The organism is Acinetobacter sp. G18, assembly GCF_052660225.1.
On sequence record NZ_CP109658.1, the window covers coordinates 2,115,759 to 2,130,931 of the forward strand.

10 protein-coding genes are annotated in these 15,173 nt (G+C 38.5%); 4 read left to right on the forward strand and 6 right to left on the reverse strand.

Annotated elements, in window-relative coordinates; genetic code table 11:
• Window positions 1–20: 20 nt before the first annotated feature.
• From NE363_RS10120 to NE363_RS10145, 6 genes are read right to left on the reverse strand one after another with little or no spacing between them, the layout of a single operon-like run.
• A complete protein-coding gene (locus tag NE363_RS10120) occupies window positions 21–1,739 on the reverse strand; it encodes an ABC transporter ATP-binding protein (protein WP_445534970.1) in 1,719 nt (572 codons plus the stop codon).
• 12 nt (window positions 1,740–1,751) lie between these two features.
• Window positions 1,752–2,894, reverse strand: coding sequence for an ABC transporter permease (locus NE363_RS10125; protein WP_445534971.1), 1,143 nt, complete (start codon window positions 2,892–2,894; stop codon window positions 1,752–1,754).
• A gap of 7 nt (window positions 2,895–2,901) precedes the next feature.
• The gene (locus NE363_RS10130; RefSeq protein ID WP_004709076.1) at window positions 2,902–3,840 is read right to left on the reverse strand and encodes an ABC transporter permease; all 939 of its coding nucleotides are present in this window, start codon (window positions 3,838–3,840) and stop codon (window positions 2,902–2,904) included.
• A 12-nt stretch (window positions 3,841–3,852) separates the two neighbouring features.
• A complete protein-coding gene (locus NE363_RS10135; protein WP_445534972.1) occupies window positions 3,853–5,886 on the reverse strand; it encodes a M3 family metallopeptidase in 2,034 nt (677 codons plus the stop codon).
• Window positions 5,887–7,710 carry an ABC transporter substrate-binding protein gene (locus NE363_RS10140; RefSeq protein ID WP_134261631.1) on the reverse strand — a complete coding sequence of 608 codons (1,824 nt, stop codon included), beginning with the start codon at window positions 7,708–7,710 and terminating at the stop codon, window positions 5,887–5,889.
• A 15-nt stretch (window positions 7,711–7,725) separates the two neighbouring features.
• Window positions 7,726–9,516 carry an ABC transporter substrate-binding protein gene (locus tag NE363_RS10145; RefSeq protein WP_445536379.1) on the reverse strand — a complete coding sequence of 597 codons (1,791 nt, stop codon included), beginning with the start codon at window positions 9,514–9,516 and terminating at the stop codon, window positions 7,726–7,728.
• Window positions 9,517–10,293: 777 nt separating this feature from the next.
• Here NE363_RS10145 and NE363_RS10150 point away from each other — a divergent pair.
• The 4 genes from NE363_RS10150 (at window position 10,294) to NE363_RS10165 (ending at window position 15,159) form a co-directional block, all read left to right on the forward strand.
• Entirely contained in the window at window positions 10,294–12,966 is a 2,673-nt protein-coding gene (locus tag NE363_RS10150; protein ID WP_445534973.1) for a TonB-dependent receptor, read from the forward strand.
• Between the two features lie 109 nt (window positions 12,967–13,075).
• Complete coding sequence (locus NE363_RS10155; protein ID WP_191104011.1) at window positions 13,076–13,798, forward strand: energy transducer TonB; 723 nt, start codon at window positions 13,076–13,078, stop codon at window positions 13,796–13,798.
• 41 nt (window positions 13,799–13,839) lie between these two features.
• On the forward strand, window positions 13,840–14,721 hold the full coding sequence (locus tag NE363_RS10160) for a MotA/TolQ/ExbB proton channel family protein (protein ID WP_174723112.1): 882 nt from the start codon (window positions 13,840–13,842) through the stop codon (window positions 14,719–14,721).
• Window positions 14,722–14,736: 15 nt separating this feature from the next.
• Window positions 14,737–15,159 (forward strand): ExbD/TolR family protein, encoded by a 423-nt coding sequence (locus tag NE363_RS10165; RefSeq protein ID WP_077168522.1) that lies wholly within the window; start codon window positions 14,737–14,739, stop codon window positions 15,157–15,159.
• The last annotated feature ends 14 nt before the right edge of the window (window positions 15,160–15,173 follow it).

A 15,173-nucleotide genomic window follows, 5' to 3' on the forward strand; every position in this document is an offset into this window, starting at 1 on the left:
CTTTACGCTTATGAAACGTGTTAAATGCCTTGTGGAATCGCCTGCAATAATCGCTTAGTGTAATCATGTTGAGGATGTGCATAGAGCTCATCCGAATTGGCAATTTCAACAACCTCCCCATGATTCATGACCATGACTTGATCCGAGATATATTTCACAACCGATAAATCATGTGAAATAAAGATATAACTTAGTCCAAACTCATCTTGTAAGTCCTGTAATAAGTTAAGTACTTGGGCCTGAACTGAAACATCGAGTGCCGAAACAGACTCATCACAAATTAAAATTTCAGGCTTTAGCGTTAAACAACGTGCAATAGCAATACGTTGGCGTTGCCCACCCGAGAACTCATGTGGATAACGATAGTAAGCTTGTTCAGGTAAATTAACTCGTTCAAGTAACCCAAGTGCAATTTGTTTACGCTCCGCATCATCTTTACCAATGTTATGAATTTGCATAGGCTCTAATAAAATCTGCCCGATGGTAAAGCGTGGGTTAAGCGAAGCATATGGGTTCTGAAAGATAATCTGAATCTTCCGCTGATATTTAGCAAACTCTTTTTCAGTTAATGAAAGAATATCTTTACCTTCAATTAAGGCTTCACCACCTGTTGCTTCGTGTAAACGCATAAGTAACAAGCCCACAGTAGTTTTGCCTGAGCCAGACTCTCCCACTAAACCAAGCGTTTTCCCTTTTGCCAGTTTGAAAGAAACACCTTTTACTGCTTGAAATTCTTCCTTGCCAAATAACCCTTTACGGCTATAAAAGCTTTTTTTCAAATCCTTTACTTCTAAGACGATTTGCTCATCGCCATTTAAACCACGTTTACGCTGTGGAATTTCTGAAACATCAAAGCTTTGTTCGACCAATACATTGTCTTCTTGACGCATAAAATCGCTGGTCACAGGCAAACGATAAGGTCGCTGGGACATTTGAGGACGACAGTAAAGTAAAGCTCGGGTATATACATCTTTAGGTTGCTCTAGAACTTGTTCTGCAAGACCTTGCTCTCTAATTTCACCATGACGCATCACAATGACTTGATCTGCAATTTCACCCACTAAAGCCAAATCATGCGTAATAAAGAGCATCGACATTTGACGACGCTGACGCAACGATTCAAGCAGATCAATAATTTGTTTTTGAATGGTGACATCGAGTGCCGTAGTCGGTTCATCGGCTATCAGTAACTTAGGTTCACAAGCAATCGCCATTGCAATCATGACACGTTGTTGTTGACCACCAGACAGCTGGTTAGGATAAGCATCAATTTTCATTTCTGGTGAAGGTATCCCGACCTCTTTGAGTAACTCTAAAACACGTTGACGGGCCTGTTTACGACTCATACCCATATGTAAACACAACACTTCTGCGATTTGATTACCTACCGTAAAAACGGGATTTAATGATGACATCGGTTCCTGAAAAATCATGGCAATATCTTTACCACAGATTTTTCGCATATCTTTACGGGATAAGCTGAGTAAGTCTTGACCTTCAAAAACAATCTTACTTTTTTCATCAATTTTACTTTGGCCTACAGGTAGTAAGCCCATAGTTGCCAAAGAAGTAACTGACTTGCCGCTACCCGACTCACCAACTAAAGCGACAGTGGTATTTGCTGGAATATCAAAGGAGATTCCTTTAACAGTTTCGATATACTGCTTGTCTTCACCTTTAAAGCTTACACGTAAGTTTTGAATGTGGAGTAAAGGGACACTTTTTTGTTGTTCTGACATTAGGTTTTCCTCTTATTTTAGTTTTGGATCTAATGCATCACGCAGTGCATCAGTAAACATTGAAAATGCAGTAACCAAAACAGCCATTGCGACAGAGGCTGCGACAAGCTGCCACCATTTTCCTAAAAGAAGTTCACTTTGCGCTTCATTTAACATACTTCCCCAAGACACTACGCCGACAGGTACACCGAAGCCTAAGAAGCTCAAAATAACTTCCGATTTAATAAAAGAAACCACCAAAATTGACATTTGAACCAAAGCAATATGGCTGACATTAGGAAAAATATGAATGAACATACGGCGAAAATGTCCAACACCAATTGCCTTGGCAGCCAGAACATATTCACGTGAGGTATGTTTCATATACTCAGCACGAATTAAACGGTAAACACCTGTCCAGCCCGTTAAACCTAAAATTAGAACAATAGATAAAATGCCCTTTTGTTGCAGTACGGCAGCTATCGCAAGAACTAATAATAAATATGGAATGGAAGTAAAAATGTTATAAAACCAGTTAAGTATGTCATCTACCCAACCACCAAAGTAGCCTGAAATTGCCCCTAATAATGTGCCTAAGGTCACTGCGAGTAATGCAGAAACTAGCCCTACAATAATTGAGGTTTCGGCACCTTTAATGGTCTTTTTAAGGACATCTTGTCCCCATTTGTCAGCTCCAAATATAAGCGTACTTTTAAGTTCACTTTGCTGTTCGAGTAAATGTCCACCTAGTTGCTGATCAATTGCTTTCATATCATCTGCTAACGGATCAACTACACCATAATAATCAATTGCACTTCCAGAGCTCTTTTCTTGTTTAATTTCAGCCTTGAGTTGGTGAATAATATCTTTTAAAGGATCGACTGGATTTTCCGGTAACTCTTCATCTACAGCAGCTGTCTTTTGCAAAGCTTCATTTGTTTTATCTGCACCTATAAATGTAGGAGGTGCATAACTGACAGCAACTTCTTTATTCCAGTCCGATGCAATCACTCCTGTAAATGATAGTAGTAATACGACCAGATAGAACAGCACAATAATGAGTGATGCAATTGCAATTTTGTCAGCCCGAAGGCGACGCATTGCAAGCCGCCATAAACCCGCTGAAACAGGCGCTGTCTGGGTTTGTAATTTTCTTTTTGATAGAACACTTAGCATAACCCACCTACTTCAACTGTACACGTGGATCAACCACTTTGTAGACTAAATCGGCAATCAAGTTAAAAATCATGGTTGCAGCTGCAATGTAGACTGTAATTGCTTTAATCACAGGAAAATCACTTCGCTCAACTGCGATAATTACTTCTCGACCAATACCGGGAATACCAAAAAAACGTTCAATTAAAAATGCACCTATGAGCAACGCAGGCAAAGTCGCCATCACATCGGTAATAATAGGAATTGAGGCATTACGTAAAACATGCACACCTAAAATTCGGCTTTCCCCTACACCTTTAGCCCGTGCCGTTCTAACATAATCTTGGTTAATTTCATCAAGCACAAAACTACGGTATAAACGTAAAGTAGGTGCAATACTCACCACCAACATAATTAAAATTGGAAGTAAGGCGAACTTAAATAAATTATCGGTAAAATTATCGCTCCAGCCCTGCACTGGGAACCAACTTAACTGATAAGCCAGAACATATTGAAAAACAATAATATAAACCAAGATACTAATCGACATGCCAATAGTACATAACATCATGACCATACGATCTGTTAAAGAGCCACGTACAGCCGACACAGCCAATGCCAAGCCAATTGAGATAACGGTTTGTAAAATAGTGAGTGGAATTAAAAGCGTTAGTGAAGGCCCCAAGCGGGTTAAAATAATTTGTGAAACCGGTTCCCCCGTACTCCAACTTGCACCATAGTCAAAAGTGAGAATCTGCTTAATAAAAATCCAGAGCTGAACGTAATAAGGCTGATCGACACCTAGCTGCTTACGAATGTTTTCAATCTGCTCAGGATTAGACATCTTACCTGCCAAAATATAAGCTGGATCTCCACCTACCCAGTTAAAAAGAATAAAGATAAACAGTACTACTCCCAACATGGTTGGAATCATCTGCCATAACCGCCGAATAACATATGCCAGCATAGTGATAATTCCTTATTTAACCCGTTGTCCGGTAATTTCATTAAAGAATGCTTTATTGTCAGGATCACGACCAAGGAAATCTTTAACCAACTCAGCTGCCGGTTTTTGGCTACCTTGGGATAAAATCGTCTGACGGTAACGTTGCCCGACTTGTGGGTTATTAAGGTTGTCACCATAAGCAGAAAGCATGTCTAAAGCTAAAACCTCAGACCACATATAACCGTAGTAACCTGCTTGATAACCACCCATTAAGTGTCCAAACTGTCCAGGAAATTCTGTTGTTGGTACATATCCCAAGGCTGTATCTGCTTCCATTTTTTGCCAAGTTTCTAAAGGTTTTACTTTTAAGGCATCAGCCGTATGAAGTGCCATATCGTACTGTGCATAAAGTGTCTGACGTGCATAACGTAAACCGCGCCCATAGTTATGTACTGCTTTTAAACGGGCAATTAATTCATCATCAACTCGTGGACATGCTGGATCACAATAATCAGCTACTTTAGACAAAGTTTCCTTACGGCGTGCCCACTCTTCATACATTTGAGATGGTGCTTCTACGAAATCACGCTCTACAGAAGTTCCAGACTGACTTGCATAACGGGTATTAGATAAAATGCCATGTAAGGCATGACCAAATTCATGAACAAAAGTTTCTAACTCGTCACTATTTAAACCTTTACGGTTAAAGTTTGTGACAAGTACTGACACGGGTAAGCGGTTAGTTAAAGTACTGCCACCATATACTCCCCAAACGGCAGCATGGCCATATTTCCCTTCGCGAGGGAATTTATCCATATATAGAGCACCCAGAAGCTTTCCTGTCTTTTTATCGACTACATCGTAATACTCAACTTCGCTTTGCCATGCTTTAACTTTGACAGATTTAAAATCAATACCATAAAGGTCAGATGAAATTGCAAATAACCATTTTTGTGCCGCTAAAGTCGGGAAATAATCACGAAGCTTTTCCTGATCAATTTGATATTTGCTCTTACGCAGTTTCTCACTCCAGTAAGCTTCACTCCAACGTGTTATCTCGGTTTTATCTAATGGTGTTTTTAAAGTTTGTGCTTTAAATGCGCGGAGCTCTTCTACTTCTTTGCGCTCAAGTGGTGCCACCGTTTTTTGTACTTCTGCCAAAAACTGATTTACAGCTTCGGGCGTTTTTGCCATACGGTCCTTTAACGCCCAATCTGCATAACTTGCTTTTCCAAATAACTGCGCCAGTTCATAACGTAAATCTATTGCTTGTTTGAGTAATTTTAAGTTTTGTTCAGTACCACGTCGTGTAAAGGCGATTTGATATCTTTTTCGGGCATCATCATTATCTGCCAGTTCCATAAATGGACGATATTCAGGATACTCAAAACCTAATAGATAGTTACCTTTGCCATTTTTCTTTAACCCTGAAATATAACTTTCCGGCAGACCTTTCATCTCTTCAGGCGTAAATTCAAGTTTTTCAGGGTTATCACGAATATTACGGCTATATTCTTGTTCGAGTTTAGTCAATTCATCAAGAATCGCTTTCATTCTTGCACGTTTGGCTGGTTCTAATTGAACCCCTGTGTCTTCAAACTGATCCAAAATATCCTGGCGGTATTTTTTATCTATCGGATCAGTCGCTTTTGTATTTTTAATTACGTTATATAATTTTGAGTTTTGAAATATATCGGTATGTAACTGATTAATTTTAATTTCGCAATCTTCGGCTGCCTTACGTAATTTCGCATCTGGATCTACATTACTATATAAACCGACAGGTCCTGAAAAATCTTCAAGATGAGCAAAAATTTTATCCCATTTGGCTAATATCGGAGCGGCAGCAGCATCGGTTTTAACAGGTATTTTTTCAAAACTTGAAATCTCTTGCTGGATTTTTTTTAAATTAGAATCGCACCATGTGGGAAGTTGCTCTGCTTTAAGTAATGGTAACGTCGCACGTGTCGTCTCTGCCGATGCAAACTGACTTATACCTATCGTCAACATACATAAACTAGTCATTTTCAGTGTGTTATTTTTCATCGTATCTCCAATTTTTTTCATTTAATGATTAGATTTCGTATTTGTATCGATATCGAAGTACATCCATTCAGCATGTAAAATCGGATGCTTCTTATATCCAATGATTCTTGGTTGAGCCAACATATTTCTATAACGTGCATACAACACTTGAACTGGCATATACACTTCTAACAAACGTGTCATTTTTCGATAAATCACATCTCGTTCTGGGCCAGGCTTAACCTGTTGAGACTGACGGTATAATTGATCAAACTCTGGTATTGAACCGCAAGACCAGTTGGTCATATGGGTGTTCGGGCCATAAAAATTCTGCATAAAATTATCGCCATCTGGATAATCGGCAATCCATGCAGAAGAGCCAAACATTCCATCACACTGTTTTTGCGCCCGAATAAGATCTGAAAAGAGCATTGGTTTGTAAACCATACGAATATTCAAACTGTCAAAGTTCTTTTTCCAAAGCTCAGCGCTTTGCTGACCAATACTGTCATTGCGCGCCATATATTCAATAACAAGGGGCTTACCATTTGGTTGTGTACGCCAACCTGATGCATCTTTTTTATAGTTATATTTATCTAATAATAAATTTGCTGCTTTGACCGAATATGGGGTACTGCTTCTATATTGAGGTTCAGCCCCTACTACACCTGGTGGAACTGGAAAATGTAGACGCTCAGCATCACTATTACGTACTAATTTAATTTCTTGATCTATTGAACGAGACATTGCAATTGCACGGCGTAAAGCAATTTTTTCTTTACTCATCCCTCCAACAACGGGATTTTTAAGATTCCAATAGTTATAACTAATTTCCGGATCAACAATACGAGATAAATGCACACCCTCTTTTGCAAGCTCAGGACTTAATTTACCGTCTTTAATCGCTTTCGAGACTAATTGCCCTTCAAGTTGAATGATATCAACTTCACCACGCTGAAATGCTAACCATCGTGACTGGTTTTCTTCCATTACCTGAATATCAATTGTGCCGATTTGAGGCATTTGTTTACCTTTGAGGCGTTTTACAATTGCTTGGTCCTCAGCACTACTGGCTACAAAGTTCCAAGTAAAACCGCGATAATCAGGATTCGCTTTTAAAACAATACGCGAAGCAGGCACCCACTTACTGAGCATATAAGGTCCTGTCCCTACTGGATGCCCCATAACAAAGCCAGATTTATCTTTATATTTTTCGATAACTTCACGTGCTACAGCCCCTGTAGGGTCATGTGCCAGTAATAAAGGAAAGTTATAATCAGGCTTCACTAACCGAATAACCAAAGTGTACTTATCAGGTGTTTGTAAACCACTCACACTTTGATCATAGTTAAACTTTCCTGTTTTACTGGCTGATTGTACTAAAGCATCCATACCCTCAATTTTGTTCTCCAACAACCAGCTATTTGGCGAACGTAAATTTGGGTCCAATAGACGCTTAAAAGAGTATGCATAATCGTAAGCCGTTAACTCTCTAGGTTTACCTTTAAAAACAGGGTCCGGCGTAAAATAAATACCTTTTTTAATGTGAATAGTATAAGTCAGGCCATCTGCACTCACTTCTGGCATAGCGGTTGCGATTTGCGGAATAAGCTTTGCTGGCCTTGCTAAATAATCGTAGGTATATAAAGTTTCAAATATCGACGTGGTTACATGTGCCGAATATAAGTCATGGATATACGCTGGGTCGAAACCTGTTTCAGCTGTCGGAAACGTATAATGGAGAACTTTATTTGGATCGGCTGGGCTTTTTGCAAAAATAGTCGTGTTACCCGTTAATGCCATACTGACAAATAATAGACCTACACTACAGTGCTTGAGCTTTTGTTTTAAATTTTCAGTCATGATGATCTTTATCTAAAATTATTTTTTAATAGGGGTAATATCAAGATATTGCCAGTTTGTATTCATCATAGGGTGAGGTTTAAAACCCTGAACTTGTGGCTGTATCAACCAATTACGAATTCGAGTTACATGAATAATCCAAGGATTATCAGCTTCTATCTGGCGATTAAGCTTTTCATAATATGGTAGACGTTGTTGCGGTGGTAAATGAATGGCCTGAGTGTAAAGAGCATCATATGTTTTAGACTGATAACACGCATGGTTCCCTTGCCCAGCATTTGGTCCATATAGTAATTGTGCAAAATTATCTCCTTCGGGATAGTCAGCAATCCATGCCCCACTCCACATCATATATTTACATTGAGTTGCGGCTTTTAAGTTATCTGCAAAATTACTTACTTTAAAATCAGCACGAATGCCTATCGCATCTAGATTTTTTTTCCAAAGCTCTGAATGAATAACGGATGCTGAGCTATTTTCATTGTTAATTTTTAAAACTAAAGGCTTGCCATTTGGTAAGGTCCGATAGCCATCAGCCCCTTTTTTATAACCATAATAATCAAGTAATTTATTTGCTAGAACTGGATTGTACCCAACACTACTTTTATATTTTGGGTTATATCCATTTACACCTTCAGGTATAAACATTTCTGCTCTGACAGCCTGACCTTTATATGCCTGTTTTATGCTTTCTTTTTGATCATAAGCTAAAGTAATTGCTCGACGAAGCGCTATTTTTTCAGGACTAAAACCACCAATGACAGGGTCTCGCATATTCATCATGGTATAAGTAATTTCAGGTTCTTTATATGGGAAATGTTTAATGCCTCTTTTCTGAAAAGAAGCTTTAAGTTGATTGCCATCTAAAGCTTGCGGAACTGCATCTGCTGTAAGTCTATCAAAATCTAATTGACCAGACTGGAAAGCTAACCATCGTGACTGTTGCTCTTCAATAATACTAACCACCACCTTGCCAATTTGTGGCATTTTCTTTCCAGACATTTCCTTAACAAGTTGGTTATCCCAAGGCGTTCCTGTTGACTTAAAATTCCAGACAAAACCACGATAATCAGGATTGGCAACCAACTCGACCTTACTTCTTGGAACATATTTACTTAGCATGTAAGGTCCGGTACCTACAGGGTGCATACCAATACGGTCACCGTAATAATCGACAACCTCTTTGGCAACGCCGCTAAATGTAATATAGGCAAGAATATAAGGAAAATTAAAGTCTTGGCGAGTTAAAGTAAATTGTAGAGTATATCGATCAGTCGCTTTAAGCCCTGCAATTGGCGCAGCATAATCAAATTTTCCTGTTTTTTTTGCTTGAGCTACCACTGCGTCGGCACCCACCAACTTTCCATCCAGAAAAGAAACGGAAGGCGCTCTGTTTTTAGGGTCTAAAATACGTTTAATTGCATAGACATAGTCTTCAGCTACCAACTCGCGGCGTTTACCTTTAAATGCGGGATCATCTGTAAAATAAATACCTGGCTTAATTTTAAATATATAAACTTTACCGTCTTGTTCAACCTTAGGCATAGTTTCTGCCGTATAAGGAACCAGTTGTACCGGACGTGCCAAATAATCGTATTTAAGTAGAGGTTCAAAAATGGCTTCTGCAATACTTGCACTATAAAAATTAGTGGTTTTAACCATGTCAAAACCATCATCTGGTGCTTCATAGGCAACATGCAAAATCTTGTTGGGTTGTGCTGGCGTAATTGCGTAGGCACATGGAACTGATGTAATAGCCAAACTTAAAACGGCGAGCTTAAAAAATTTTAATTTCAAGTTCATATCCACATAACTAATTTTTTTAAAAGACATTAACCTTTTGAGTAACATCTAAATCCGCATAAGAAAAGTTCTTTTTCAGCAGATAGGCCTATTTGGGATTTGTAATTTACTTTCCTTTATCATCATTTTTATTTGATCAAATGGAAAAAAATAAACTTAAGCACCCAGTGTTTGTAACTACTGAATATAAAGCGAATTTCATGCCATCTATTGGCAATCATCATAAAATATTTGAGATTATTAGAAATTCATATTTTTATTAGGTACTTAAATTCATTTGAACTATATAAATAAAAGTCACTTTTTGCCAAATATTATATTTGCATAAGTTAATCATTGAACACCTTAAATGCACAATAAAAACACACAAATGTATCATTATGAATCACAAAAAAGTATGCATATAAAATTATTAATTTCAACCTAATATACTAATATTATTAGAAATATTAAAAATAAATAATTATTAAAAATAGTATAACATTACATACAAGAAAGTTCTAAAACAGCACATTTTTCTGTATTAAGCATGTGAAGAATCTAGCAATGTATATTTTTTATACAAATTTATTTGGAACTTTTAGCCACCATTAAAAAAATTACCAAATGGAAAACTTTTTATCCCTATAAAAAATCAAAAGCACTGTTCGCAACCATAATAAAATCAATATTTATCAATATTTTGCATAAACTAAAAAAAGAAAAATATATAGTTGGCACTTGCTTTGCTTAAAAACTTTCCAGCAATATCGCTAACTACAACAAAAAGGGATCAAATCCACGATGAAAAAAAAATACAATGTTCGATCTCAGGTAACCCCCAAGATCGGCAAGACAATACTTAAATTAAGTACCCTTAGTTTAAGCATGATGTGTCTTACCATGGCACAAGCAGCAGAAACAGAACAATCAAGCAATGATGATAAACCTGCAAAAGTCGTAAAAGTTGCCGTTACAGGTTCTTCGATCAAAGGTGTTGCAGCACAAAGTGCTTCTCCTATTACAGTTGTGAAAGTTGATGAAATTTTAAAACAAGGAGTAACATCAACTGAAGAAGCTTTAGCCAAGATTAGTGCAAACCAATCAAACTTTGTGACTGCAAATAATGTCGGTACAAGTAAAACTGTTGGCTCGGCAGCAAACTTGCGAGCCTTGGGGGCAAACAAGACACTTATTTTACTAAATGGGCGTAGATTAGCTGCCAATGCTTACGATAGCGGAGTAACAAATTTAAATATTATTCCACTCGCCATGTTAGACCGTATCGAAGTTTTACGTGATGGTGCTTCATCCATTTATGGCACAGATGCAATTGGCGGGGTTATTAACTTCATTACTAAAAAACAGTTTACTGGCCTCAACTTAACTGCTGGATATCAAAAACCAGAAGAAAAAGGTGGTGAGCAACAAGATTATAGTATTTTCGGTGGTTTTGGTGACCTAGATGAAAATGGCTATAACGTTTTTGGGGTTATCGATTATCGAAAAGGTGATGATGTTATGGCCCAAGACCGTAAGGTCAGTCGCCGCGGGGGCATATTACCTGAATTAGGTGTCAATAGAACCAGTAGTGGTACCTTCCCTGCTAATGTTCCTGGTCTAGGTAATCCCTATGCGAGTACTGGTTGTGGTAATGATCCTTTAGTCGCTAGTACTGATGGAGAAACGTGCAGATATAACAGCCAAGCTGTGATTGGAATTGTTCCAAAAACAGAAGATATCTCTGTAATGGGTCGAGCAACTTTTAAACTCAATGATGATTTTAATGCGATTGCAGAATATTTATATGCAAGAAATGAGGTTACCACCTCGGTCGCACCAGATGTATTTTTTGATTTAACACTAGACCCTAGCAGTAAATACTATCCAGGAAATGGCATAACTCCTGCTCTTGCTGGCACATCGGGCCCTATCGATCTTTACTTACGCTCACAAGCTGGTAATCGTATCAGTAATAGTATTAACCAATCGCATCGAATATTTGCTGGTATTGAAGGTGAAACATATGGTTGGGATATCAATTCAGGTGTGACTTATGCGCATAGTAGTGCTTCTGATGCTATCTTGAGTGGCTATTTAAACTATGACAAAACTCAAGAAGCTTTAAACAATGGCACCTTAAATCCATTCGGCCCTCAGAATGCTGAGGATGCAGGTGTATGGGACCAACTAGGTGTTGAAGGAAAATATTTAAAAGCCAACTTAGATACAACCACGGTTGATTTTACTGCTAGTCGCCCTATTTTCAAATTGCCAGCGGGTGATGTTGGGTTCGCAGTTGGAGCGAGCTATCGTTATGAAGATTGGACTTCAAAAGTAATTGCTGATGTTGCTCGACTTGCTCCTAGTACAGGTAATGATCCTGACGAACCAGAAAATAAGGGTGATCGTAATATCAAATCAGTATTTACCGAATTTCATATTCCACTGCACAAAACTTTAGAAGCTCAAATTGCTGCTCGTTATGATGACTACAATGATTTTGGTGATACCTTTAATCCAAAATTCGCACTTCGTTGGGAACCAATTAAACAACTGATGTTCCGTACCACTTATAGTACAGGTTTCAGAGCACCTACACTTTGGGAGGTTAATGGGCCAAACTCAGTAACGAATACTGGTGCAACATATAATGACCCAGCACTTTGCCCTGGAGGTGTTATACAACCTGGAGGTAAAAAAGAACGCGACTGTAATATGCAGTTTAAACGCCAAAATGGTGGAAACAAGAGTCTTGATGCTGAAGAGTCTAAATCTTTTACAGCAGGCTTAGTCTTTGAACCTGTTAAAAATTTAGCCTTTACTCTCGATTACTTCAATATAGAAGTGGACAAGCAAATTGCTACTCTATCTGAAGCTGCTATTTTTAATGACCCTGTGAAATATGCAGACAAATTTGTACGTAATGCTGATGGCTCACTAAATTATATTATTACTACACAACAAAATTTAGGTGGCATTAAAACATCTGGTTTTGATGTGGGCTTAAGTTGGGTTTCCCCAATGACAGCTACAGGTCGATTTGGTTTCAATATTGATGGCACATATATCACAGACTACAAATATCAAGCAGAACCAGATGGTGAATGGATAGGTGTTGCAGGCTCATATACTGGCTTAGATTATCAATCAATTATTCTTCGTTGGAAACATACCGCCAATGTGAATTGGAACTACGAAAACTGGGCTTTAAACCTACAACAAAACTTCTCACGCGGTTATCAAGATCAAAACTCAAATGATCAAAATCACAGAGTAAGTGACTACACAACTTACAATATTTCAGGAACTTACAAAGGCTTTAAAAACCTAGAGTTAACAGCAGGTATTAAGAATATTTTTGATGAAGTTCCACCTGCTTCTAATGTAATTGATAACTTCCAAATGGGATATGACCCACGTTACGCAGATCCTTTAGGACGCACTTACTTTGTACGAGGTACATATAAGTTCTAAATGGTTGTTCTGCAAATATAACACTCAAAAGTTAGTTTGCAGAACAAATACTCATTCTTAGCCAAACAGTCATTTCAAACATTGTTTGTCTACAGTTTCAGGAGTAACTATGGGCATGACTTTTACAGACATAGAAAATAAATCTGCCAAACGCCTTATTGGTATTGCTGCAGTAATTTTTCTGCATCTTCTTGTTGCCTATATTCTGATGTCAGGTTTAGCAAACAATATTCAAAAACCAGCAGAAAAACCTGTGGAATTACAAATTATTCAGGATATTAAACCGCCTCCACCACCAAAACCAGAGGAGCCGAAACCTAAGGAAAAACCACCTGAACCGCCAAAAATGGTGGAAAAAGTTGCCAAGGTTCCTGAACCTCCTAAACAGGTTGAGAAAGTTGTAACTCCTGTGCAAAAAACCACTCCAATAGCTCAACCAACTAAAGTTGCGACTCCTGCTCCAGCAGCACCGGCTGCACCTAGTGCACCATCACCAAGTCCAGTTGCGGCACCTGCTCCAACTGCGGCTGCTCCAGCACCTAAACCAGCTGGTGTAACTCGTGGCGTTTCAGAAGGTTCCGCAGGTTGTGAAAAACCAGAGTATCCACGTGAAGCAGAAATGAGTGGTGAACAAGGCACTGTCCGCATTCGAGTTTTAGTTGATACGAATGGCAAAGTTATAGAAGCAAAGATAAAGAAATCGAGTGGCAGCAGGATTCTAGATAAGGCAGCAACTAAAGCTTACAGCCTATGCACATTCAAACCAGCAATGAAAGATGGTGTGCCTCAGCAGGACTGGTATGAAATTGAATATCCTTTCGTAATTGAATGAACAAATTGAATTAATCAGAAATTAAAAATATTGGAGAAAATATGATGAAAAAATCAACTCAACCGCTAGTACGTTTCGCTTCTGCAAGTCTAATCGCAGCTTGCTCACTGCTCCCATTAAATACAGTTTTTGCAGAAGAAACGAGTAATACTCCTGTTGCAACAGCAACGACTGAAGCAACCTCAAACTCAAGCACACCGACTCCACCGCCAAAGCCTGCAACGAGTGAAACCGTTAAAAACCCTTATGGTTTAGAAGCACTTTGGCGTGAAGGTGATTTAGTTGCAAAATCTACCCTATTCATATTAGTACTTATGTCTATCGGTACATGGTACATCATCGTTTCTAAACTATTACAACAAGGAAAAGTTAAACGACAAGGAAAAGAAGCTGAAAGACATTTCTGGGAAGCTACTTCTCTTGATAATGCTGCTGAAGGTTTAGAACAAAGTAGCGCTTATCGATTTATTGCAGAAAAAGGAATTAACTCAACTAAGTCACACGGCGGTTCGTTACTTGAACGCATTGACTTCAATACGTGGGTAAGCATTTCAATACAACGTTCAATTGAAAAAGTACAAAACCACTTAAGTGGAGGTTTAGCCTTTTTAGCAACAGTTGGATCTACAGCCCCTTTCGTAGGTCTATTCGGAACAGTATGGGGAATCTATCACGCGTTAACAGCTATCGGGATTTCAGGACAGGCATCTATTGATAAAGTTGCAGGTCCAGTTGGTGAAGCACTGATTATGACAGCTATTGGTCTTGCAGTCGCAGTACCGGCTGTACTTGGTTATAACTGGTTGACTCGTCGCAATAAAGCAGTGATGGAAAACGTACGCTCATTTGGTTCAGATTTACATGCAGTTTTATTAAGCGGAGAAATTAATACTAATAATTCAGTTAACCGCAGCATTAAATAATCAGGAGCAAACATTATGGGTATGAGTGTTGGTTCTGAAGATGAAGACGAAATGATTGGAACAATTAACACGACGCCTCTGGTGGACGTCATGTTGGTTTTACTTATTATTTTCCTAATTACGATTCCGGTAGTTACTCATACAGTTCCGGTGAAACTACCAGAAGAAAAGAATACGCCGTATGCAACCACACCCGAAAATATTCAACTCTCAGTCAATAAGAAAGGAGATATTTTCTGGAATGAAAGTTATGTACCAAATAAAGAAATTTTATTATCGAAATTACAGGCTGTGGCGCAAAAAAGACCGCAGCCAGAGGTACATATTCGAGGAGATCAGCTTACCCATTTTGAAGCGATAGATCAGGTCATTAGTACAACCAAACAAGCTGGTATTGGCAAAATTGCCTTTGTTACTACCCCTCCAGCCTCCCCATAACTATTTTAAGGAGA